Annotated in this window: 26 protein-coding genes; 9 read left to right on the top strand and 17 right to left on the bottom strand. The window is 68.9% G+C overall.

Annotation, left to right across the window (positions count from 1 at the left end):
* Positions 1 to 18: 18 nt before the first annotated feature.
* Positions 19 to 534 carry a DUF3841 domain-containing protein gene (locus ACGFNP_RS38765; RefSeq protein WP_393327328.1) on the top strand — a complete coding sequence of 172 codons (516 nt, stop codon included), beginning with the start codon at positions 19 to 21 and terminating at the stop codon, positions 532 to 534.
* 364 nt (positions 535 to 898) lie between these two features.
* Here the strand turns inward: ACGFNP_RS38765 and ACGFNP_RS38760 are convergent, their stop codons facing one another.
* The 4 genes from ACGFNP_RS38760 to ACGFNP_RS38745 all read right to left on the bottom strand — a co-directional run bounded on the left by ACGFNP_RS38760 (position 899) and on the right by ACGFNP_RS38745 (position 5,067).
* Complete coding sequence (locus ACGFNP_RS38760) at positions 899 to 2,671, bottom strand: hypothetical protein (RefSeq protein ID WP_393327325.1); 1,773 nt, start codon at positions 2,669 to 2,671, stop codon at positions 899 to 901.
* Between the two features lie 655 nt (positions 2,672 to 3,326).
* Positions 3,327 to 3,740, bottom strand: coding sequence for a DUF4259 domain-containing protein (locus ACGFNP_RS38755; protein WP_358336401.1), 414 nt, complete (start codon positions 3,738 to 3,740; stop codon positions 3,327 to 3,329).
* A gap of 29 nt (positions 3,741 to 3,769) precedes the next feature.
* Positions 3,770 to 4,330 (bottom strand): hypothetical protein, encoded by a 561-nt coding sequence (locus tag ACGFNP_RS38750; RefSeq protein ID WP_393327322.1) that lies wholly within the window; start codon positions 4,328 to 4,330, stop codon positions 3,770 to 3,772.
* A 104-nt stretch (positions 4,331 to 4,434) separates the two neighbouring features.
* Positions 4,435 to 5,067: a hypothetical protein gene (locus ACGFNP_RS38745; RefSeq protein WP_393327319.1), complete on the bottom strand. Its 633-nt coding sequence runs from the start codon at positions 5,065 to 5,067 to the stop codon at positions 4,435 to 4,437.
* Between the two features lie 26 nt (positions 5,068 to 5,093).
* On the opposite strand from ACGFNP_RS38745, the gene ACGFNP_RS38740 reads away from it, so the two are divergent.
* Positions 5,094 to 5,324 (top strand): DUF397 domain-containing protein, encoded by a 231-nt coding sequence (locus ACGFNP_RS38740; protein WP_393327526.1) that lies wholly within the window; start codon positions 5,094 to 5,096, stop codon positions 5,322 to 5,324.
* Positions 5,325 to 5,541: 217 nt separating this feature from the next.
* On the opposite strand, the gene ACGFNP_RS38735 is transcribed toward ACGFNP_RS38740, so the two are convergent.
* Together ACGFNP_RS38735 and ACGFNP_RS38730 are read right to left on the bottom strand one after the other, a co-directional pair.
* Complete coding sequence (locus tag ACGFNP_RS38735) at positions 5,542 to 5,958, bottom strand: acyl-CoA thioesterase (RefSeq protein ID WP_358336406.1); 417 nt, start codon at positions 5,956 to 5,958, stop codon at positions 5,542 to 5,544.
* Positions 5,955 to 6,248 carry a hypothetical protein gene (locus ACGFNP_RS38730; protein WP_358336408.1) on the bottom strand — a complete coding sequence of 98 codons (294 nt, stop codon included), beginning with the start codon at positions 6,246 to 6,248 and terminating at the stop codon, positions 5,955 to 5,957. The genes ACGFNP_RS38735 and ACGFNP_RS38730 overlap by 4 nt, the downstream gene beginning before the upstream one ends.
* 137 nt (positions 6,249 to 6,385) lie before the next feature.
* On the opposite strand from ACGFNP_RS38730, the gene ACGFNP_RS38725 reads away from it, so the two are divergent.
* A complete protein-coding gene (locus tag ACGFNP_RS38725) occupies positions 6,386 to 6,916 on the top strand; it encodes a hypothetical protein (protein ID WP_393327316.1) in 531 nt (176 codons plus the stop codon).
* On the opposite strand, the gene ACGFNP_RS38720 is transcribed toward ACGFNP_RS38725, so the two are convergent.
* Complete coding sequence (locus tag ACGFNP_RS38720) at positions 6,909 to 7,109, bottom strand: hypothetical protein (protein WP_393327314.1); 201 nt, start codon at positions 7,107 to 7,109, stop codon at positions 6,909 to 6,911. The two genes, ACGFNP_RS38725 and ACGFNP_RS38720, sit on opposite strands and share 8 nt — an antisense overlap.
* Positions 7,110 to 7,306: 197 nt before the next feature.
* Here ACGFNP_RS38720 and ACGFNP_RS38715 point away from each other — a divergent pair, with 197 nt between their 5' ends.
* Positions 7,307 to 7,486, top strand: coding sequence for a hypothetical protein (locus ACGFNP_RS38715; RefSeq protein ID WP_393327311.1), 180 nt, complete (start codon positions 7,307 to 7,309; stop codon positions 7,484 to 7,486).
* On the opposite strand, the gene ACGFNP_RS38710 is transcribed toward ACGFNP_RS38715, so the two are convergent.
* Positions 7,449 to 8,693: an MFS transporter gene (locus tag ACGFNP_RS38710; RefSeq protein ID WP_393327309.1), complete on the bottom strand. Its 1,245-nt coding sequence runs from the start codon at positions 8,691 to 8,693 to the stop codon at positions 7,449 to 7,451. The two genes, ACGFNP_RS38715 and ACGFNP_RS38710, sit on opposite strands and share 38 nt — an antisense overlap.
* Positions 8,694 to 8,792: 99 nt before the next feature.
* Between ACGFNP_RS38710 and ACGFNP_RS38705 the strand changes: the two genes are divergently transcribed.
* Together ACGFNP_RS38705 and ACGFNP_RS38700 are read left to right on the top strand one after the other, a co-directional pair.
* Positions 8,793 to 9,878 carry a helix-turn-helix domain-containing protein gene (locus ACGFNP_RS38705; protein WP_358336422.1) on the top strand — a complete coding sequence of 362 codons (1,086 nt, stop codon included), beginning with the start codon at positions 8,793 to 8,795 and terminating at the stop codon, positions 9,876 to 9,878.
* Positions 9,879 to 9,993: 115 nt separating this feature from the next.
* Complete coding sequence (locus ACGFNP_RS38700; RefSeq protein WP_358336425.1) at positions 9,994 to 10,329, top strand: hypothetical protein; 336 nt, start codon at positions 9,994 to 9,996, stop codon at positions 10,327 to 10,329.
* Here ACGFNP_RS38700 and ACGFNP_RS38695 read toward each other — a convergent pair.
* From ACGFNP_RS38695 to ACGFNP_RS38680, 4 genes are all read right to left on the bottom strand, one after another.
* Positions 10,286 to 11,140, bottom strand: coding sequence for a response regulator (locus tag ACGFNP_RS38695; protein ID WP_393327306.1), 855 nt, complete (start codon positions 11,138 to 11,140; stop codon positions 10,286 to 10,288). The genes ACGFNP_RS38700 and ACGFNP_RS38695 overlap by 44 nt on opposite strands.
* 100 nt (positions 11,141 to 11,240) lie before the next feature.
* Positions 11,241 to 12,341 (bottom strand): sensor histidine kinase, encoded by a 1,101-nt coding sequence (locus ACGFNP_RS38690; protein WP_393327303.1) that lies wholly within the window; start codon positions 12,339 to 12,341, stop codon positions 11,241 to 11,243.
* Between the two features lie 254 nt (positions 12,342 to 12,595).
* Entirely contained in the window at positions 12,596 to 13,084 is a 489-nt protein-coding gene (locus ACGFNP_RS38685; RefSeq protein ID WP_358336434.1) for a hypothetical protein, read from the bottom strand.
* A gap of 268 nt (positions 13,085 to 13,352) precedes the next feature.
* Complete coding sequence (locus ACGFNP_RS38680; protein WP_358336437.1) at positions 13,353 to 14,600, bottom strand: glycoside hydrolase family 18 protein; 1,248 nt, start codon at positions 14,598 to 14,600, stop codon at positions 13,353 to 13,355.
* A gap of 93 nt (positions 14,601 to 14,693) precedes the next feature.
* On the opposite strand from ACGFNP_RS38680, the gene hemW reads away from it, so the two are divergent.
* Positions 14,694 to 15,914 carry a radical SAM family heme chaperone HemW gene (gene hemW / locus ACGFNP_RS38675; RefSeq protein WP_393327300.1) on the top strand — a complete coding sequence of 407 codons (1,221 nt, stop codon included), beginning with the start codon at positions 14,694 to 14,696 and terminating at the stop codon, positions 15,912 to 15,914.
* Here hemW and ACGFNP_RS38670 read toward each other — a convergent pair.
* From ACGFNP_RS38670 to ACGFNP_RS38660, 3 genes are read right to left on the bottom strand one after another with little or no spacing between them, the layout of a single operon-like run.
* Positions 15,907 to 16,605: a DUF4870 domain-containing protein gene (locus ACGFNP_RS38670; protein ID WP_358336443.1), complete on the bottom strand. Its 699-nt coding sequence runs from the start codon at positions 16,603 to 16,605 to the stop codon at positions 15,907 to 15,909. The two genes, hemW and ACGFNP_RS38670, sit on opposite strands and share 8 nt — an antisense overlap.
* Positions 16,602 to 17,411: a DUF3097 domain-containing protein gene (locus ACGFNP_RS38665; protein WP_393327298.1), complete on the bottom strand. Its 810-nt coding sequence runs from the start codon at positions 17,409 to 17,411 to the stop codon at positions 16,602 to 16,604. Before ACGFNP_RS38665 ends, ACGFNP_RS38670 begins: the two co-directional genes overlap by 4 nt.
* Before the next feature lie 17 nt (positions 17,412 to 17,428).
* A complete protein-coding gene (locus ACGFNP_RS38660; RefSeq protein ID WP_393327295.1) occupies positions 17,429 to 18,013 on the bottom strand; it encodes a hypothetical protein in 585 nt (194 codons plus the stop codon).
* A gap of 366 nt (positions 18,014 to 18,379) precedes the next feature.
* On the opposite strand from ACGFNP_RS38660, the gene hrcA reads away from it, so the two are divergent.
* On the top strand, positions 18,380 to 19,393 hold the full coding sequence (hrcA, locus tag ACGFNP_RS38655; RefSeq protein ID WP_214638424.1) for a heat-inducible transcriptional repressor HrcA: 1,014 nt from the start codon (positions 18,380 to 18,382) through the stop codon (positions 19,391 to 19,393).
* 11 nt (positions 19,394 to 19,404) lie between these two features.
* Positions 19,405 to 20,544: a molecular chaperone DnaJ gene (dnaJ, locus tag ACGFNP_RS38650; RefSeq protein ID WP_358336451.1), complete on the top strand. Its 1,140-nt coding sequence runs from the start codon at positions 19,405 to 19,407 to the stop codon at positions 20,542 to 20,544.
* On the opposite strand, the gene ACGFNP_RS38645 is transcribed toward dnaJ, so the two are convergent.
* On the bottom strand, positions 20,531 to 21,184 hold the full coding sequence (locus ACGFNP_RS38645; RefSeq protein WP_358336453.1) for an ATP-binding protein: 654 nt from the start codon (positions 21,182 to 21,184) through the stop codon (positions 20,531 to 20,533). The two genes, dnaJ and ACGFNP_RS38645, sit on opposite strands and share 14 nt — an antisense overlap.
* A gap of 96 nt (positions 21,185 to 21,280) precedes the next feature.
* Positions 21,281 to 21,868: an RNA-guided endonuclease IscB gene (gene iscB, locus ACGFNP_RS38640; RefSeq protein WP_393327291.1), complete on the bottom strand. Its 588-nt coding sequence runs from the start codon at positions 21,866 to 21,868 to the stop codon at positions 21,281 to 21,283.
* Positions 21,869 to 21,872: the final 4 nt, after the last annotated feature.

Here is a 21,872-nt window from a genome sequence, read left to right as displayed (position 1 = left end):
CGCTGGCACAATTGCCCGATGCGTTTGTGGACGGTCCAGCATCGAGCGGTTCTCAGGTCGCTGGAGGATGCCAGCGGCCTGGTCGGTGACTGGGACCGGATCATGGTCCGAAGCTACCGGGCCTGCTACGAGGAGATGGTGGCGGAGATGGCACGGCGTGGCCTCGACGGTGGAGGCCGGCCGCCGGTGTGGGCGTGGGCCGGGCCGGACACTCGCGACAACAGCGTGGCGCTGGCGGCGGAAATGCTCCTCTGCCCGCAGACTCCGGAGGAGTACGCCCGCTATGTGGTGCTCGACCTGGACGTGCCGGACGAGGTCGTCCTGCTCAGCTCGTACGGGCGCTGGAACGACTTCATGAACGCGATCATGATGGGCGAGGGATCGCCGGACATGGATTGGGCGATCGGCCAAGAGGAGCCCAACGGGGTGCAGGCGTGCCTTACGCGTGTCGCAGCCGGATGGGTTCTCGGCGTCCGTCCGTTGGAGCCGTTCAGGCCGGAAGAGGAGGACGAGGAAGGCGGAATCAGCTCCTGACCGTGCGCCGCGGACGGCCTATTCGCCGACCTGGTACGAGGTGGACCACGACTACTACGAACAGCTACCTGGCCTGGCCAAGTCTTACACCCTCGTGTCCCCATGCCGGGATGGCGGCAGCTTGGGTACCAGCAGGTCGTCGACCATCGGCTCCGGGTGATCGCCGTGCATCCGGGGCGGGCCGAGCGCGTCAGCCGGTTGCGTAGTTCCCGCCTCCTTCCACACCGCACCGCGCGTCCAGCCAGTCGACCACCCACTGTCCGGGCGGTATGGCCTTCGACCTGACCGAGCAGACCCTGTCCTGGTGGCTATCTCCGGCCGCCCGTAGAAGGGCGACGGAGGAGAGTGTGCGCCCCGGACCCGTTCACGATTTCAGCTTGAGCCTCTTCCTCGACGCACCCGGGAACACGACGACCAGGTGCTCCTCCCCTGCATCGCCGACCCGCACGTAGACACGGAGCCGGTAGCGGCCCTTCCCCGCGATCGCCAGGTTCGGCATCGGGGCACCGGCGCCCACTTCTCCGCCGCCCATCTCCGGCACGGTGAGCCGGCCGCTGCGGCTGACGATCGGCACCTCGTTGACCTGCTCCCACCCGGCCGTCCGCGGTGGCGGCGCGGTGCGGAAGGCCTTCACCGTAAGGCACAGATCACTGACGTCTTCGACGTGCCCGATGAGCACGGCGCTGCCGGCCACCCCGATTTGGGTGTTGTCGTCGAAGACCTTGTCCATCGCCTGCTCCGCCGCCTCGTCGGTCGCTTCGTCTTCGGGGTCGTGGACCAGATAGCCGGGATCGCCGTCGACGAACAGGAAGTATTTGGCCGTGGCCTGGGCGACACCCTTCGTCCGGGGCCACGGGTCGCGGCACTTCGCGTTCTTCTCGGCGATGTAGGCCGCGTTCGCCGCCTCCGTCTCCGTGGTCGACCGCAGCAGCTCGGGATGGGTTGCGCCGACGGTCTCCGGGCACACGTAGACGAGATCCCACGGGTCCACGCGCCAGGCGGGCCGCGCGCTCCCGGCCTGCGTCAGAATCGCCTTCTGCTCGTCGCGGTCCTCTGTACGGCACAGCGCCCGCCCGTACGCGAGGACCGCCTGGTCCGACAGGCTGTCCGGGAACATGGGCGGGACTCCGCCCTCTCTGCTCCGCGCTCGGCACAGGAACGCGGCGTCGCGTTCCTCAGGTTTCAGGTCGCCGAAACTGGGGCGGTCATAGCAGCCCATCGACCAGCTGGTGTAGGTGAGGTGCGCAGTCTGCTCCGGGTGGATCAGTGCGATGATCGGCAGTACGGTTACGGCCGCCACCGCGACGCGGATCACGCGCCGCCGCGCGGGCGGAGGGTCCGCCAGGTGCTCCTCAGTGGGCAGTTCACGGGCGGTCGCCGCTATCCACACGGCGCTGACGAGCCCTACCGCGTCCAACATGACCGTCATCGCCGGATTGCCGCTGGAGATCCTTCCAATGAGAAGGTAGAGCGGGATCACCAACGCGTAGACGCCCACCGACAACCACCCGGCGGCCTGCGTGCCGCGGCTCCACCGGCCGTCGCGCCGCTGCCCGACGACCGTGATGATGGTCGCCGCCAATCCGCTCAGCATCAAGCCCAGTTCGACGATGTCGCCCGAGCCAAGGTCTGGGAGGTCGAGTTCGTCCAGCAGTTCGTTGGCCATCCCGGCCAGCTCGACCGCGAACATCGCTCCGGCCGCCGCGCGCAGCATGCGGGACCGCCAGCGGATAACGAGCAGGAAGAGCACGTCAATCGCGGTCCACAGCGCGAGCTGGAATGCCGCGTTGACCCCGTCGGGGAGCAGTTCGATCGTGTACCACAGTACGAGGGTGTAGGCCACCGCCAGATACAGCAGTCGGCGCAGCGCCTTCGCCCGGCGGTCCAGCGGTCCCGGCGCGGGGGCACGCAGGATCAGCCACAGGAGTGCGGCCTTCACCAGGGCGGCCACGAGTAGTGCCACAGTCGTCGGGGTGTCAAACCCGGCGCGCGTATAGAACTCCGCATAGGCCGGCGGCGACCAATCGACGGCCACCCAAAGCCAGGTGTCGCCGAGCATCAGGCCTGCGCCCGCCGCCGCAAGAGCCAGACCTACTAATACAATCCTTATAATCCGCCAGAAACTATCCGAAAGCACGGGACGCGATCTTAGCGCGGCACCGCCGTATGGGCGGACACAGCAGAACTAGTGATCCCAGAAGGTTATGTACCCGCTACGCCGCCACTCGCGAGGGCCGTGGGCGCCCGTTTAACTTCGAAGAGCTGCTAATTCCTGGCCTACTTCAGACGGCCGATTACTACTGCGCATACCTCGCGACCCAGCCAACCGATTTCGGCAGTGACGAGATTGATCGAAAAATCGCCTTCCGGACAGGAGCGGATGCTCCAAGACGACGCCCGCAAGCTTTCCTTCGTCCTCAACGAGGCAAGTCTGCGGCGGGTCGCCGCTACCAGCACGTTCACCCGTCCGCTGTCACCCTCAAGCGGCAGTCCGCAGTTCGTGGAACCACGCGCCCGCGGTTGGTCGGGCCAGCGTGACATCAGCAGTGCGTCCAACCGGGCCATCCAGGCGGCGGCGCAACGCGGCAATGATCGCTTCCACGTGGGTGATCGGCGGTCACGTCACGCTCACACCCGGAACGAGGAACCTCTCGCCTTCCGAGATGGGATCGACGCTCTCCGGCCGGCGAGCCTCGATCTCATCGGAACACCCCGCCGACAAAGCCGCTGTGGGGAACCGTCACCGCAGAGCGACAGGCGACCGTCGCATGCGGAAGGCATTCAGAGGTCGCTCACATGCTCCTCAGGGCACCGCGAATGCCTTCTATGACGGCCACGGCCTCCGAAGAGGAGCCGCTCTCCTCCCAGAGTTCCAGCCACTCCGAGCCTTCGCCCATCACCCGGTCCAGCGCCCGCGCGGCCAACGCCACGAGTTCGTCATCGACCTCCACCCTGCCGCCTTCCAGCAGGAAATCCGGCGCATAAGGCGAGGTGATCGGCACGCCGCTGCGTTGAGAGGCGACAATGGCCGCTGCCGCGATCGCCTCCACTGCCTCATCGCTGTCCAGATATTTCGCACGACCCGCAGCGCCTTTGAGCGCCTTGCGGATCAGAGCCGGACGCCGCTTAGGGGCTGCGTTGTGCAGATCACCGCACCAGTCGGCGGCCGAGTCGTTGTCGAACGGTCCCACATCCCATGTGCCCATGGCCGATTCATATCGGACCTCGCCGACATTTAGCCCCCCACCACCACGACCGCTTCGGGTGCGACCTCCCCATGCACTCGCCGAAGGTATTCCACAGCGTGTTCTGTGGCCGGGTCATGGTTCAGCCGTTCCCGGTAGAAATGGAGCCGTTCCTCGCAATCATCGATGATCTCGCTCCACGTACGGGCCCAGATGCGAACTCCTCCCTCCCACTCGGCGATGCAGCCTGGCGGACGGTTCGGCGCGTTGGCATCACGTCTGACGATCTCCGCCATCTCGGTGGATACGACCCAGAAGTCCCAGGAAACGCGGGCATCGCGGAACTGTGGATCGCTGACGACCGCCTCCGCATAGCTCTTGATCTGGGCGACCTCCGCCTGGCCGATCTTGACCCTGGGAGCCTTGAGTTCGACTATGAGGTGCTCTCGCCCGGAGCTTCCCTGGTGAGCACGCCCCAGCAGGAGATCGACGATGCCCGTCCGACCGTCCTCACGGCGGACCGGATTGAGCTTGCCGTCTTCTGACTCCCGGCCAAGCTCTTGGAGATGGCGAACGAGGATCGCATCCAGGCTCTGGTCGCTGACCATCAACGCGTAGGCGTCGCCGAAGATCCAGGTCTCGCGCTCAAGGATCTTGTGCAGCTCGCTCCGTTCCTTGACCGTCCGGCTGATCTCCGGCTCGAAGACCAGCCTTTTCAGCGCGGCCAGGAAATCGAGCGGTCACTGACCTGTCCTGTTGCCTTGATCACTTCAGACAGGCTCGTCCGCTGAAGGATCCGCTTGAGTTCTTCCTGTTCGGACTGAGGCAGCCGGAACAGTTCGTCAAGTACCGGGTAGAGCCCACTTGGATCACGGGAAATGATCTCTCTGAGCAGCCGCAAGGTGGTCTTCTTGCTCTGCGTCACGCCTGGCAGTCGCCGGGAGATCCGCGTGGCCACCTCGTCGAACATCTCACGTTCGACAGCCTGCGCGGGCTCGGCAGGCTCCTCAGAGTAGGGATAGACCCCCTCGATCTTCCACTCCTGGATGAGCCTGGTTCGACGCTCTTGGTCGCGTCTCTTGACGTGCGCACGGAGTGTCTCCCGCGCAAGCGCCAAAAGGGGTCCGATCTCGTCCATCTTCAGCTTGAGCCCCTTCTTCGACGCACCCGGGAACACGACGACCATCGGCAGTACGGTTACGGCCGCCACCGCGATGCGGATCACGCGCCGCCGCGCGGGCGGAGGGTCCGCCAGGCGGTCCTCAGCGGGCAGTTCACGGGCGGTCGCCGCGATCCACACGGTGCTGACGAGCCCCACCGCGTCCATTATGACCAGCATCGCCAGCATTGCCGTTGGAGATCCTTCCGGAGAGAGTGAGCAATGCCCCCAGCATCGACAATGACGACATAGCCCTCGTCTGGCGCAAGTCGGGGTTTAGCAATGCCAGCGGCGATTGCGTAGAGGTCACCACTTTGCCCAGAGGCGGAGCTGCTGTGCGTGACAGCAAGGACCCTCAAGGGCTACAGCTCCGGTTCAGCGCGTCCGAGTGGGTTGCGTTCATCGATGGAGCCAAGGCGGGTGAATTCGACTTGCCGTCCGCCTGAACAAAGGCGTCGGACGAAGAAGAACGCCCGGTCGCCTGTGTGGTGATCGGGCGTTCGTCATGTGCATGCGGTGGTGGCCCCACAGGGATTTGATCATGCTCCGGCGGGGCGCCGCTCCGGATTGATGGCCTCACGACCCAGGCCGCGCCGCAACTGGTGCCGTGGGGTCTGATCATTCCTTTCTTGGCGGCCGAGTATGTCCGGTGTGTCGGTGGTTTCAGAGGCCGAGGACGTCCGGTGTGGCGGCCAGGGAGCGCCAGCGGGCCGCCGGGTCGTCCACCAGGCGGCGGGCTTCCAGATCGAGCAGCCCGCCCACGCTGGTCATCTCGGCCGCTACCCGCCCGTCGGCGTGCCTGAACTCCTGTGCGATGGTGAACGTCTTTCCCTTGCCCCACACGAACGCGCACGTCACCTCCACCTCGTCGCCGCCGCGCAACTCGCCGAGGTAGCGGATGGTGTTCTCCAGGGTGACCGGGCCGACGCCCGAGCTTCGCATGTCGTCGACCGAGATGCCCGCCGCACGTAGGCACTCCCAGCGGGCGTGGTCGCCGTACTGGTGGTAGACGGCGCTGTTGACGTGGCCCTGCGTGTCGAGCTCATAGCCGCGTACGGCGATGCGTACGGAAAAGGTCATGTCCGCTCCTCCAGCCAGGTGTGCGATTTCGCGGTGAGGTAGCGCAGGCCGTCGTCGCCGATCTCGATCCAGTCGCCCCTGGCCCACCCGCCGGTCGTCTGCGGGGCGAACCCGTGCCGCTGGAACAGCACCGACGCCTCCTTCTGCGTCAGCCCCCGCCGCCCCCACTCCTCGATGACCCGGGCGGTCCGCTCGTCCTCCCCGGCCTCCTCCTCGCCCAGGGCGGCGGCGAGCTCCTCGAACCCACGGGCGATCAGCCGGAGTGCGGCCTGCGTGCGTGCTACGTCCATCTCTCATCGCCTACCAATCGACCCCGATTGCTAACCGATCCTACCTCGTCAGCTCCGCCGAGTGTCTCCACAACGGCCCTACGCCGGGTCGTTGGCGCCCGCCTCCGAACGCGAACCCGCCTTCGGAAAGTGAGCGATTGAGTACACAATGTGTCTGGCGCGACTACCGTTCCAGACGATGGATCACCCGCACCCATGGAGCCCTCGCTGCGTGGACCAAACACCCCGCCGTCATCGCTACAGCTCTCACTCTGGCCACCACCCCAGCAGACTGCGGCAACCGCAGCACCACCCAGCCTGAAGGCCGCCATGGCTGCGAAAACTCCTGGGGACCACTCACCGCCGTCCAGTTCGCATCAGTCGCGCCCCGAGTCAGAGCGAGCCTGCGCGTCACATGCGACCAGGAAGTCCTCACCACGTTCCACGCCCGGATCGCCATCGACCACAAAGACGGCCTGTTCGCCGACTGGTACGAGGTGGACCACGACTACTACGAACAGCTGCCTGGCCTGGCGAAGTCTTACACTCTGGTGGCCCCCTGCCGGGATGGCAGCTACCGGGCGCGTGCCTCCATCGTCGGCACGTTCACCAACGGCGAGCCCTACAAGGTGCAGGACGAGAGTTCCAGCAGCCACGTAGACTGCGACCACCCCGAACCGATCACCTGAGGGCCTGCCGGCTCCCGCTCACCACTCCCCACGGCGGGCATTCGATCACCGTACGGCCGAGCGGCGGCACCACCTCAAACGCCCAATGAGCCGCAACCTCAGGTTTGGCCTGGGGGATGTCCTCAGTGCTGTAGGCGGGCCGCACGAACACGTGACCGTGCTGCGGGGCCCGCTTGCGGCCAGGAAGGTGCATGCGTTCAGCGTCGCACATGGTGACACGCTTGTCGCCGCTACCAGCACGTTCACCCCGTCCGCTGTCACCCTCAAGCAGCAGTCAGCAGCTCGTGGCCAGCGCCGGCAGGTCCTCCTTGGCGTTCCACGCGGCTATGGCCGGCCTTCCGGCCCGCGCCCTGGGCGCCAGCAGGTCGTCGACCATCGGGTCCGGGCGGTGTGGCCTTCGACCTGACCGAGCAGGCCCTGTCCTGGTGGCTACAGGGCACCTCGCTGTTGATGCTGATGGCGAAGTCCCGGCACAAGAAGCCGGAGAACGTCCGCCGCTGCTTCAAGCCGTCCCCCGAGGCGATCGCCGAGCTCACGAGCCTGCTCGCGCCCGGCGGCGGCAACCGCTGAGCCGCGTTCCTCGATCCTTCTCGGTGGCAACGGCGGAGGCGGAGAGGAGTGTCGCAGCGGAGAGGCTGCCCCAGAGGGCGGCCGAGCCGTGGGCGGCGAGAGCGGTGATGACCGCAGGGGAGACGGCGAGGCCGAAGCCCGTGGAGAGCTGGAAGCGGGCGAGGGCGCGTCCCAGGACATGGGCCGGGGTGAGGGCGGTGACGAGCGCGGTGGCGCTGCCGGCATAGATGATCTCGCCGATCGTGCAGACCACGGACACCGCGGCGACGGCCGGGGCACTCCAGCCGTGTCCCAGTGAGGTGGCCGCGAGGAAGCCGAGGTAGGACGCGGCGAGTACCACGCCGGCGAGAGCCAGCACGGTCCGCCGGGAGAAGCGGGACATCAGGACGGTGACCGGAACCTGCAGGGTGACCACCAGCACCGTGTTCGCCACGAAGATGGCTGCCGGCCACACCGGGGATGCGTGCACCTGTGTCACCAGGATCAAGGGGAGCGCGATTTCGGGGACGTTGAGGCAGAAGACGTAGATCACGTTGGCGGCCAGCAGCGCGCCCATTCGAGGTGCGGGCCCGCCGGCCCTGTCCGTGGCCGGAGTAGCGGCCGGATGTGTGCGCAGGTGGACCGACCATGCCAAGGCCGCCGCAGCGAGATAGGCGAGCCCGGTGACGGCTGCCAGCGCCTGCAATGCGGTGGTGCCGCCCGCCAGGCATGCGGTGGCAAGGAGGGCGCCCACGCCCAGGCCGGCGTTGCGCAGGGCGCGGCCTCCCGCGAGAGCGACGTCACGTTCGCGGCCGTGGGCGACCGTGGCCACGAGGGCCGCATGGGCGGCCGGCCATGCCTGGTTGCCGATGCCGAGGAAGAGTGCCGCCGTCGCGAACAGCCAGACGTGCCCCACCGGGGCGGCCAGCAGCAGCGCCACGCCCAGCACCCGCACCAGCATCGACGCTGCCACCACCGTGCTGCGTGCGCCCCGGTCCAGCCATCGGCCCACCGCGGGCATGCACACCAGACCCATGACGACGCCGACCGTCATGGCGATGCCGGTGGCCGACGTGGACAGCCTCAGCACCATCACCCCGTAAAGCAACAGAAAGGGCCGCAGCAGGCCGGTGCCGAGCGCGTCCACGGCCAGGGCGACGGCATAGCGGGGGCCTCCGGAGGCACGGACGAGGGCGCGCGGCTGGATCTTGGTGGTGGTGGTTGCCATGGCGTCAACGATGCGTTCGGCCGCCGGGCCGACTGTGTCGGTTGACGGACACCGTCAATCGACGCCGTCGCCAGCCATCCGACCAGCGATGATGAGGGGATGACGTTGAGGATCGACATCAGCGGCCTGCCGTCCGGGCGACTGCGGTTCGCTGCCTCCCCGCTGGCCGAGCTGACCGCGATGCTGCACGTGCTGGCCGAACCCGGGCATCACCCGCAGCTCGCCGGCTGGGCCGGGGACGTCTGGACTGGGCTGCGGCCGGAGCTGGCCGAGCGGTTGCGGGAGGCGGAGTTCCTCTGGCGTTCCTCACGAGCCGACTTTCTGGTCCCCGCTCGTCCTCGGCCGACCCTCGCCGAGGAGCTGGACGATGTGGACCTGATCGACGATGAAACCTATGTGACCGCCGCGCTCGTCACCACGTGCGGCAGCAACCGGGTCCACTTCGCCGCGCCGTCGCCGCTCGCCGACGCGACGGCGCGCGAGCGGGCCCTGGACCTGGCCCAGGCCCGCGGCGCGCTTCAGGAGGCCTTCGCGGAACGGCTGCTCGCGGACCCGGCCGGCGTGCGGGCGCGGGTGCGTCACACCCTCGAACAGTGCGCCGAGGCCTTCTTCGACGCCGCCTGGACGGGCGTCGCCGTGCAGCTCGCCACCGACCTGCGCCTGAAGAACGACCTGCTGAAGCGCCAGGGCATCGGGGCGGCACTCGCGTCGGTCTCCAGCGCCGTCACCCTGGCGCCGGACGGCAACCGCATCATCGTGGACAAGCTGCAGGACAACGCGACCGCCGCCCACGGTAGCGGGGTCACCTTCCTCCCCAGCGTCTTCGGCCGCCCGCACCTGGTGGTGGTCCACGCGCCCGGGTGGCAGCCGGTGGTGCAGTACCCCGTGGCCGAGGCGAGTCCATCGGAGCCGGTATCGCTGGAAACGGTCACGCTACGGCTGGAGGCACTCGCGCATCCGGTACGGCTGCGGCTGCTGCGCACCCTCGCCCGCGGCCCGCACACCACCGGTGAGCTGGCCCACGCTTGGGAACTTTCACCCCCGGAGGTTTCCCGCCACCTCGCTGTCCTGCGCCGCGCGGGCCTGCTCACGGCCCGGCGGCACGGTCGTTACGTCCGTCACACCCTCAATCTCCCCGATCTGACGGCGCTGGGCGCCGACCTGCTGGCGGCCGTACTGCGCTGAGCAGCTTCGGTCTGCCAGAAGGCGGGCGACAAGCAGAATCCCCGTGTACGCCGGGGATTCTGTCGGTGCCGCCCGCTACCTTTCTGTCCGAACACCTGTGCGATAGGAGGGTGACATGCTTGCCGCTGAGCAATTCGAGCGTGCTGCTGTGCTGGGGGTCGCCGTGGCGGAAGAGATGCGGCGGTTGCTGAGACTGCACGCGGTTCCGGCCGAGGAGGCGGGTGACGGCACCGTCCTGGTCGACGTGCCCTATCCCGATGCGGCCGTGGTGGTGGCCGTGCTCGATGTGGCCGCCGACTGTTTCGGCGAACGCGGCGGCTCGGTCGAGGAGACCCGGCAGGCCGCCCTGGAGACGGTCTTACAGCTTGCGGGCTTCGACGACGACTCCCAGCTCAACCGCGCCGAGGTCAGGGGTTCGGGCGGACGAGACCGTGGCGGTACGCGTATGTGACGGCCTGTGCTCGGTCTCTCAGGCGGGCCTTGGCGAAGAGGTTGTTGATGTGGGTCTTGACGGTGGCCTCGCTGATGAAGAGCCGGGTGGCGATCTCGGTGTTCGACAGGCCGTCGGCGATGAGCCGCAGCACCTCGACCTCGCGTGGCGTCAGGCCGTCGCGCGCTTCGTCGCCGGTGTTCCTTGCGGTGTCCGCGCTGCCGGGAGTGCGCCGGTCGATTGTCGCGTCCGGCCTGCCAAGGGCAGGTGCGGGAGGCTGCCGGGGAGCAGCGGGGCCATCGGCGAGATCAGGCTGTTCGTGCGGGTCGAGATCAGGTCGCTCACCCGCCGGTCGGCCGCCGTCGGGCGCGGTCCGGTGCGGGCGTTCGCCCCAGGGTCGGCCGTCGTCGGGAGCTGTCATGGCGTCGAGGAGGCGGCGTTGGACGGTGGGGTCGAGCTGGGCGTTGCCGTGCACGACGGTGGTGATGGCCTTGGCGATCTCGTCCGAGTCCGCGCTCTTGGTGAGGAAGCCGCGTGCCCCCGCCCTGAGCGCGGCGAACACCGACTCGTCATCCGAATACGTCGTGAGCACCACCACCTGGGTGTCAGGGTGTTCGGCGCGGATGCGGCGGGTGGCCTCGACGCCGTCCATGCGCGGCATCCGGAGGTCCATCAGCGCCACATCGGGCTGCCGCTCCGCGACCAGGCGGAGCGCCGCCTCGCCGTCTCCAGCCGAACCGACCACCTCGATGCCCGGCAGGAGCCCGAGCAGCAGTACCAGCCCCTCACGGACGACCGCCTGGTCATCGACGACGATCACCGTGACGCTCATGATCCGGTCACCGTGGCGGGGCTGTCGGACATGAGGGAAGCCATGCGGGCGCTCCGCAGGTGGACGCGGAAGCCGCCGTTCGTCTCGTCCACACACCGGCTCATGCCGGGACCCACAAGTGGACCTGGAAGCCGTCGTGCGTCTCGCCCGCTGACAGGGTGCCGCCGAGAAGCTCGGCTCGTTCGCGCATACCCACGAGGCCATATCCTCCCCCAGGTGTGCCTGGCTCGGCGCTGGCGGGGTTGGTGATGCGCAGGCCGCATGAGCCGGGCTCGTACATCAGCCTGACCGTGGCCGGAGAGCCGGGCGCGTGCCGCCGTACGTTCGTCAGAGCCTCCTGGGCCGTGCGCAGCAGGGCGAGCTCTGCCTCCGGGGGCAGTCGGTGTTCCGCGCCCGAGATGTGCAGGGTGCACGGACGGTCGGTGGCCGCCTGGAAGTCCTCCACCAGCGTCCGCAGCGCCTGTGGAAGGGCCGGTGAGTCTTCGCGCAGGGCCGACACCGCCCGCCGGGCCTCCTCCAGCCCGGATTTGGCCAGGTCGCGGGCGTGGACCACACGGTCGAGCGCTTCGTCGGTTTTGTTTGCGCGGAGCAGCAGCTTGGCGCCCTCCAGGTGTACGAGTTGTGCCGACAGCGAGTGGGCGAGGATGTCGTGGATCTCTCTGGCGATCCGCGCTCGTTCGGCGAGTACGGCCTCGCGGGCTTCGGCGGCTCGGGCCGCCCGGCGTTCCTTGACCGAGTACGCCACCAGGAATACCAGGCAGGCGCTGAGGATGAGGCTGAGATCGCGACCCAGCCGCCCGTAGATCGCCCCCTCCACGAGCAGCCCGCCGATGGCCAGGACCCCGATCGGCACCGAGTGGCGCAGTGGCAGCCGGACCGCCGCAATGCCGAGGCAGTAGAGCAGTACGGCGAGCGCCGGACCGCCGTCGACCACCGCGTCGAGGATGATCGCGAAAACGACCGACAAGCCGAGCGCGATCGCCATGACCGGCGCCCGGGACGTGACCGCCGCGACAGGCGCTCGGGACGCGATCCATCTGACGGGCCGGCGGGACGCGGTCGTCATGCGGGACACGCGGGAGGTGATCGCTCTGACCTGGCGGGAGGTGATCGCTCTGGCCAGTACGCCGAAGGCGGCTCGCGACACACCGACGGGCTCGGACGGGCGCGACGCCACGTGGTCCAGCGGTGGTTGGGGCATCACTTGGTCCTGAGGCTGTCGGGATGGCGCTCGGCCTGGCGTGGCCTTGTGGTCCTGTCGGAGTGTGGGCGTCTTGCGGACCAGAGGGAGTTGGACGACGAGGAGCATGATCACTATGGCCGAGGTCAGTGTGGTGGCCGTCAGGCTGGTGCCGGTCAAACCAAGCGTGGGCTTGGCCCGTATCTGTGCCCATACGAACACCACGATCGCCCCCCACCGCAAGATGAAGGGGACGATCTTTGACGGGTCGGGCATCACTCCACGAAGTTATCCGCCCGCACGGTCGTAGCGGAAAGGGCGCGGCCGCGACGGGCGACGAGGAGAGCCTGGGTGCCGATGGTCAGGCCGATGAAGAACAGGAGGCCGGAGGTCGAGACGGGCAGACCGAGGGCGGCGCCGGCGAAGTAGAGGCCCACGCGGCTCGCGAGCGAGGCCAGCCAGGCCAGAAGGGTCAAGGGGGTGGCTTTCGACCAGGTCACTCCGGCCTCGTCCATCCAGACGCGCACGGTCGCGGCGCGGATGGCGCCGAAGACCACGGCGGCGACGGCCTCCACGACCCCCAGGGCCAAGCTGAGGGCCAGGTGGTCGCCATCGATGAGGCCGCCGGTGAACACGCCCAGGACGATCATGGCAACGGAAACGTAGACGATGCCGTTTCTGGCCGTTGGGCGGGTCATCATCTGCCGATAAACGATGAAGACGGCGGCGGCGAGGATGAGCAGGGCGCTCTGTGTGGGCTCCATGGGCTTGACGGTAGGGAGGAAGGATGTGGCTGCAGATCGGACTGGGGGTTGAGCCGTGGATCTCCACCCTGGGGTGGAGGCACTGGCACTTCCGACGAATGGGCGGCGTGCGGGCGCGGCAGGAAACGCGCCCGCACACCACGATCACCGCAGCGCCGCGATCACGGGGTCCGAATCGAGCGGAGTCACCACGATCACGCGGCTCCATGGTCCGGAGATCCGGTGATCCGCATCCGGTGGTCAGCTGGGCCCGCGAGCAGCGTCGTGATCATCGCAGTATCGAGTACAGCGCCGACGTGAGTGAGGCCCGGGAGTCGTCCTCGTCGATTGACCACATCATCGACCCGCCCAGCCCCTTGAGCCGGATGTAGGCCGCCTTCTGCAGCATCACCTTCGGATCGTCGTACGACCAGAACTCGTTCCCGTCGTACAGCCACAACGTCCCCGTGCGCAGGTCCCGGTACCGCTTGCCGGGCTTGGTCACCAGGTCCTTGTAGTCCTCCGTCCCCGCACCCCACTTGCCCGGCGCCGGTCCGGTTGCGGGCTTGTAGAGGCCGTCGCCGCCGGCCGTGACCCCGGTCCAGCCCTGGCCGTACGCGGGGACGCCGACCACGATCTTGTTCGCGGGCGCGCCGCGTGACAGGTAGTCGCTTACGGTCTGGTCGACGCTGTACCGGGTCGGGTTCGGGTCGCGCCGGTCCGTCAGCAGGTTGCCGTTGTGGCCGGTCTGGAGTTCCCAGCTGCCTCGCAGGTCGTACCCCTGGACGGTGGCGAAGTCGAGCTGCCTGAACACCTGCTGCACCTCGAACCCGGCGTCGATCTTGGCAGTCGCGGCCGGCAGGAAGGCCGTCAGCTGCGACGACGCGGAGAACGCCCGCAGCCGCGACCGTAGTTCCGTCGCGAAGAGGGTGTAGTTCCGCTTGTCCTCGGGCCTGATGACGTTCCCGTCGGCGCCGGACGAACCGGGCCATTCCCAGTCGAGGTCGATGCCGTCGAACACCCCGGCCCCGGCACCCGGCTCCAGCCCCGGCAGGTTGCCACGCAGCCACAGGTCGACGCACGATTGCGCCAGTTTCGCGCGTGACTCGGGAGTGAGGACGGCGTCGGAGAAGTGGCCGGATCCGGTCCAGCCGCCCAGAGAGATCAGCACCTTTAGCCCTGGGTGCTTGGCCTTGAGCTTGCGCAGCTGGTTGAGGTTGCCGTTCAGGGCCTGCCCGGGCGCGTCGGCCACGCCGTCCACGCTCTGCTCGGCGGGCACCGGGCGCTGCCAGTCCGCCCAGGGGTCGGCCGAGTAGCAGGTTCCCTCGGCGTTGACGAAGCCGAAGGCGTAGTTGAGGTGCGTCAGCTTGGCGGCGGCGCCGCTGGCCTCGACGTCCTTGACGTGGTAGTTGCGGCCGTAGATGCCCCACTGGATGAAGTAGGCGACGCGTTTGAAGCCGGTATGGGCTTCAGCGGGCACGGCTACCGCTGACAGGCCCAGGAGGAGTGAGAGTGCGATCAGGATCTTCTTTTTCACAAGGTGTCTCCAGATAGGAAACTTTCCTAATAATTTCTCCGGATCGTAGAGCCGCTGGATCAGGCAGTCAATGGCAACGGGCAGACTGGAGGCGTGCCATCCACCCTGCCCGACGGCGACGCCGCGCCCCCGTCCGGCGACCTAGCCGAGAGCGCGCTACGCGGCCTCGGTGAGCGTCCGTTCGGCTTCTACGTGCACGTCCCGTTCTGCGTGACGCGCTGCGGCTACTGCGACTTCAACACCTACACCGCCGCCGAGCTTGGCCCCGGTGCGTCGCATCGTGACTACGCCGACACGGCCATCGAGGAGGTACGGCTGGCACGGCGCGTCCTCGGTGACGTGGAGCTCCCGGTCGAGACGGTGTTCTTCGGTGGCGGCACGCCCACCCTGCTGCCCGCGGAGGACCTCGGCCGGATCCTCGGCGCGATCGACGCGGAGTTCGGGCTCAAGGCGGGCGCCGAGGTGACCACGGAGGCCAACCCCGAGTCGGTCGACCCTGCCTACCTCGGCAGGCTGCTGGACGGCGGCTTCAACCGGGTCAGCTTCGGCATGCAGAGCGCCAGGGAGCACGTGCTCAAGGTGCTCGACCGGCAGCACACGCCGGGCCGGGCGGCGCAGGCCGTACAGGAAGCCAAGAAGGCGGGCTTCGAGCACGTCAACCTGGATCTGATCTACAGCACGCCCGGGGAGTCCGACGACGACTGGCGGGCGTCGCTGGAGGCGGCGATCGCCGCCGAGCCCGACCATGTCTCCGCCTACTCACTGATCGTGGAGGACGGCACGCGGCTGGCCGCCAGGATCAGGCGCGGTGAGCTGCCGATGCCCGATGACGACGTTGCCGCCGACCGCTACCAGATCGCCGACTCGCTGCTGGCGCAGGCCGGGTTCCGCTGGTACGAGGTGTCCAACTGGGCCACCGGCGACGACGCGCGGTGCCGCCACAACCTGCTCTACTGGACCGGCGGCGACTGGTGGGCCGCCGGCCCCGGCGCGCACAGCCACGTGGGCGGCACCCGTTGGTGGAACGTCAAGCACCCGGCCGCCTACGCGCAGCGCCTGGCCGCGGGCACCTCGCCCGCGCACGCGCGCGAAGTGCTCGCCGACGACGACCGCGACGCCGAGCGCCTGATGCTGGAGCTCCGGCTGTCGTCCGGCTATCCGGTCGCCGACGTCGCTCCGGGCGCGCGTACGGCCGTCGCGGCGGCGCTGGGCGGCGGACTGCTGGAGCCGGAGCCGTTCAAGGCGGGCCGGCTGGTCCTCACCCTGCGCGGGCGGCTTCTGGCCGACGCGCTCGTACGCGACCTGCTCAGCTGACCATGCGGATGGAGATCGGGTAGCGGTAGTTCTCGCCCCTGTTGGCGGCGAGGGCGGCCTGGATGTGGAAGATCAGCGACACGATCCAGATGATCGGGAACAGGAAGATCCCGATGATGATGATGCTCAGCGCGCCCGCGACGATGTAGCCGATGAACATCGTGATCTGGAAGTTCAGTGCCTCGGCCGACTGGTCGCGGACATAGGGGGACTCGTCCCGCTTCATCAGGTAGATGATCAGCGGACCGATCCACGAGACGAGCAGGCCGAGCAGATGGGCCAGCATGGCCATCGTGGTGTCGTCGCTGCCCGGACGCGGGCCGTAGACGCCGGGGACGTGCGGCGGCCGCTGCTGCGGGCCCGCGTAGCCGTACCCGGGCTGCTGGTAACCGGGCGGCGGCGTGGGCGGCTGCCCGTAGGCGTAACCGCCCTGTGGCCCGGAGCCATAACCGGGACCTGACCCAGGCCCAGGACCGTAACCGGGTGCGGGACCTGACCCAGGCCCGGGACCGTAACCGGGTGCGGGACCAGATCCGGGCCCGGGACCGTAACCGGGCTGAGCCCCGTACCCCGGCTGCGAGCCGGGCTGGGCGCCATACTCCGGTTGTGGGGGTTCGGGGTTGATGTCCGACTGCGAGATGCGCCGCGTGGCATCGTCGTCCGGCGGTGGCTGCGGGGGATCCTGGCTCATGACGCCTCCGTAACGAAGTCGATCAGTTCCTCGACCCGGCCGAGCAGCTCGGGCTCCAAGTCTGTGTAAGCCGACACGGCGCCGAGGATCCGCCGCCACGCGTCGGCCGGTTCCACCCGCCAGCCCAGGGCGGCGATGACGCCTTCCTTCCATGGCACCCCGCGCGGTACGTCCGGCCAGGTCGGGATCCGCACCACGGAGGGCTTGACCGCCTGCCAGATGTCCACGTACGGATGCCCCACGACGAGCACGTGGGGCGAGGTCACCTGAGCGGCGATCCGGCTCTCCTTGGAACCCGGGACGAGATGGTCGACCAGCACACCCAGCCTACGTCCCGGCGAAGGGCCGAACTCGGCCACGATCGCGGGCAGGTCGTCGACACCCTCCAGGTACTCGACCACGACGCCCTCCACCCGGAGGTCGTGGCCCCAGATCTTCTCCACGAGGGCGGCGTCGTGCACCCCTTCCACGTAGATGCGGCTCTCCTTGGCGACCCTGGCCCGCAGCCCCTCCACGGCTATCGAGCCGGACGCGGTACGCCTGGGCCCGGCGGCGGGCGTGGCGGCCGGGCGTACGAGCGTCACGACCTTGCCGTCCAGCAGGAACGCGGCCGGCGCGAGCGGGAACAGGCGGCGTTTGCCGAAGCGGTCCTCCAGCGTGACGGCCTCCTTGTCGCAGGCCACCACGGCGCCGCAGAAGCCGCTCTCGGCGTCCTCCACGACCAGATCGAGTTCGGCGGGCACCTGGGGGATCTTGCCTTTGCCCGGCCGCCGCCAATTCCCCGCGAGAACATCACCCTCGTACACACGGGGACCGTAGCAAATCACCCGCCCGACGCAAGGCGCTTGCGGTGAGAGCTGCGGCGGGTCACGACCATGATCGTCGTGATGATGGCGGCCAGCACGCCCAGCCCCGGGATCACCACCAGCGCCGCCACGCCGCCCACCAGGCCGCCCGCGGAGGCCACGAGGTCGTGGCCGACGCCGAAGCGCGCGCTCGCCGGCTCCTGGGTCGCGCAGGTGAGCTGGTAGTCGCCCTTGGCCGGCGCGTTGACCACGAGGATGAGCTGCCACTTGGTGGCGCCCTCGGAGACGGTCTCGGTGCCGGAGACCTTGGCGAGCTTGGCCTGGCCGGAGCCGCCGTCGATGCGGCACGTGTAATGGACCTGGCTCGTGCTGGACAGGTACACCGCCGGCTTGTCCGCCGGATCCAACGGCACGGTGACGCTCTCGCCCGCCGCGAACGTCTTGGACGGAGCCGCCGCGGTCACCGTGTTGAACACGCCGCCCACGAACAATCCCACCCCGGCCACCACGCTGAGCAGGGCCAGCCCCCACGCGACCGCGATCCACCGCATCCGCGGCCTGATCTGCTTCGGGTCAACCTGCGGGCCGGACCGCTGCGGCATCCCGTAAGGTCCCGGCTGGTACGGCTGCCCGTAGGGGCCGGTCTGGTAGGGCTGCTGGCCATACTGGGGCTGGCCGTACTGAGGTTGACCGTACTGAGGTTGACCGTATTGCGGCTGACCGTATGGGGGCGGCGGCGGAGGGCCGTACTGGGGAGGCTGACCCTGGTAAGGACCCTGGCCCGGCGGCGGACCGTAGGAAGGGGGCTGGGAATCGTCGGTCATATCGGCCAGTGTGAGCCCTATGGGCGGCCACTCGCTAGCACCGGCGTTATCGCACCTTGTGGGCGAGAGCCGTACACTTGGCACTCGGGAACACAGAGTGCTAGACCTGTCGTTTCTTGAAAGGCACAGGTAGGAGGTGAGCGCGTGCTCGACGATAGAAAGCTGGCGGTGCTCCGCGCCATTGTCGAAGACTACGTGTCCACCAACGAGCCGGTGGGCTCCAGGGCCCTCGCCGAACGCCACAACCTGAAGGTCTCCCCGGCAACGGTCAGGAACGACATGGCCGCGCTGGAGGAGGAGGGCTACATCACCCAGCCGCACACCAGCGCGGGCCGCGTGCCGACGGACAAGGGCTATCGCCTGTTCGTCGACCGGCTCTCGCAGGTCAAGCCGCTCTCCGGGGCGGAGCGCCGGGCGATCGAGACGTTCCTCGCGGGCGCGGTCGACCTCGACGACGTGGTCACCCGCACGGTGCGGCTGCTCGCGCAGCTCACCAGGCAGGTCGCGGTCGTGCAATACCCGACGCTGACCCGTTCGACGGTCCGGCACGTCGAGCTCGTGCCGCTGCACGACCGGCGGATCATGCTCGTGCTGATCACCAATACGGGCCGCGTCGAGCAGCGCGTGGTCGAGCTGCCCGAGGTGGTGGAGGACACCCGCATCGCGCACCTGCGTGCGGTGCTCAACGCCTGCCTCGACGGCTGCGGCCTGGTCAACGTGCCCGAGTTGGTCGCCGACCTGCCGGAGCGGCTGCCCGTCGAGGACCGTCCGGTGGTGGCCACGATTCTGTCGGTGCTGCTCGAGACACTCGTCGAGCGCCACGACGAGAAGATCGTGTTCGCCGGTGCGGCCAACCTCGCCGGAGCCGACTTCTCGACCGGGCTGCGCGACGTGCTCGAAGCACTGGAGGAGCAGGTCGTGCTCATGCGGCTGCTCGGCGAGACTTCCACAGACACCCCGTCCACGCTCACCGTGCGCATCGGTTCCGAGAACCCGTTCCTCCGTGGCACGTCGATCGTCGCAACCGGATACGGTTCTGGTGACAACGAACTGGCCCGGCTCGGCGTGCTGGGTCCCACGAGGATGGACTACCCCGTGACGATGGGCGCCGTGCGCGCGGTGGCACGCTACGTCAGCCAGATCCTGGCTGCATCATAAGAGGTCGATAAGTGGCAAACAGCGACTACTACGCCACCCTCGGGGTGCGCCGTGACGCCAGTCCGGAAGAGATCAAGAAGGCCTACCGCAGGCTGGCCCGCGAACTCCACCCTGACGTCAATCCGGACCCCGCGACCCAGGAGCGGTTCAAGGAGATCACGCAGGCCTACGAGGTCCTGTCCGACGCGAACAAGCGCCAGATGTACGACCTGGGCGCCGACCCCTTCGGCGGCGCGGCCGCGGGCCAGGGCGCGGCCGGCTTCGGCGCGGGCTTCCCGTTCAGCGACATCATGGACGCCTTCTTCGGTACGGCCGGCGGCGCCCGAGGCCCCCGCTCGCGGGCCAGGAGAGGGCGCAACGCGACCATCCGCGTCGAGCTCGACCTGCGCGAGACCGCGTTCGGCACCACCCGCGAGCTGGTCGTCGACACGGCCGTGCTCTGCGAGGTCTGCCAGGGCGCGGGCGCCGCGTCGGGCACCCACCCCGACACCTGTGACATGTGCAACGGGCGTGGCGAGATCTCCCAGGTCACCCGGTCGTTCCTGGGCCAGGTCATGACCTCCAGGCCGTGCCCCCAGTGTGGCGGCTTCGGGACGATCATCCGGCACCCGTGCCAGGAGTGCTCGGGCGACGGCCGTGTGCGCACCCGCCGTACGATCAAGGTCCGCATCCCCGCGGGCGTCGAGGACGGCACGCACATCCAGCTCGCCGGCGAGGGCGAGGTCGGCCCCGGCGGCGGCCCGCCCGGAGACCTCTTCCTGGAGATCGTCGAGCGCCCGCACGAGATCTTCGAGCGGCGTGGCGACGACCTGCACTGCACGGTCCAGATCCCGATGACGGCCGCCGCGCTCGGCACCAACCTCGCCGTGGAGACGCTCGACGGTTCCGAGGAGGTCGACGTGCGGCCGGGCACGCAGTCGGGCCAGGTCATCACGATGTACGGCAGGGGCGTGCAGCGGCTCAACGAGACGGGCCGCGGCGACCTGCTCATCCACGTCAACGTGGAGACTCCGCTGCGGCTCGACGAGGCGCAGGAGGAGCTGCTGCGCGAGCTGGCCAAGCAGCGTGGCGAGGAGCGGCCGCCCGGTAAGTTCGCCCCGGGGACACAGGGGTTCTTCTCGCGGCTGAGGGACGCCTTCAACGGCCGCTGACCCGTCGTGGCACCAGAAGCTTGCGCGGGAGGGCCACCCGGGCGGTGATGCCGTGTGGCGGCGATGCGTCGAGCCACACCCGCGCGCCGAGCCGCTCGGCCAGCCTGCCGACCACGTAGTGGCCGAGATAGCGGGTGGGGGCGGCGAAGAAGCGCCGCTCGCCGCGTAGCCGGGCGTTGGCGGCGGCGCGCTCGCCCTCGGTCATGCCCACGCCCTGGTCGACGATCGCGATGTGACACTCGCCCTCCCGGGTGCTGGCCCGGATCTCCACCTCTGTGTCGGGGGCCGAGCAGGTCAGCGCGTTGTCGACCAGCTCGGTCACCAGGTGCGCGATCTCCGCGACGACCGTGCCTCTTAGCATGGCGTCGTCGACTTCGCCCAGCACCGCGCGGCCCGACCCGGCCGCGGTCACCGCCGAGCGGAGCACGTCGCGTACGGCGACGGGATCAGGCGGGCGGCGGGGACGGCCGGTGGCGGGACGGTGAGGCTCATCGGATCCGGGATCCGTCCTGTCCGGGGCCTTGCCGGCGAGCCGGCGCGGCGCCGAGCGGGCGATCGTGGCAGGGACGGTGAGCAGGACGGTCAGCCGGGTCTTCAGCGCGCACGGCCAGCGCCGCGTGCGGCGGGTGTTCCTGGACATGAACGTCATCAGAACCACCCGTGGATACCCGGGCGTTCACGCCGGGGAGAGAACGGGAGCGGGAAGGTCCTTGAGGGCTTGAGCGTGCCCTGAGGTTCACCGTTCAGTGGTGTTCTCCTGCCTTGTGGTGTAGCCGTAGCCGTCGGCTCTCTGGAGCAGGCGGATGTTTGGCGGGTGCCGGTTGCGGTGGTGATGTCGAAGGATCCTTTGGTGCGGACGGCGACGTCCGGTGTGCTCGACCTGCAACGGCGTACCCGCCGCGCCGCAGTACGCGCAGGTCCGGCCCCATTTCTTCAGCAGGTACTGGCGGATCGCGTATCCGGCCAGCGTCCCCTGCTGGTATTCGATGCCTTCCAGCGGCTTGCCCGCCGACATGGCGTGTGTGTCGAAGGAGACGCGCTCGACGTGGACGGCGCGCACGGGTGCCCACCGCCTCAACCGGGCCAGCCACGACAGGGTGGTGTCCACCCGGTGTTGGAGGGACGGCGCGAGCCAGCCTTTGGGTCTGGTGCGGTTGAGGAATCGAGGAGCGCGGTAGCGCAGCTTGCGCGACCTCCTGCCGCGCCGGTACTGCGAGCGGGCGGCGAGCTTGTCGCGGATCGCCGCTCCCCGGTGATCGAGCCGGACGCTGTACTGGCCCACTGTGAGGAACTGCCGGGCCCGGCCGGGCCGGCAGGGCTGCAACGGT

Origin of the sequence: Nonomuraea sp. NPDC049269 (assembly GCF_043197155.1) — a bacterium.
In the GTDB taxonomy this organism is placed as follows: domain Bacteria; phylum Actinomycetota; class Actinomycetes; order Streptosporangiales; family Streptosporangiaceae; genus Nonomuraea.
This window is presented reverse-complemented; position numbering and strand designations above follow the sequence as displayed.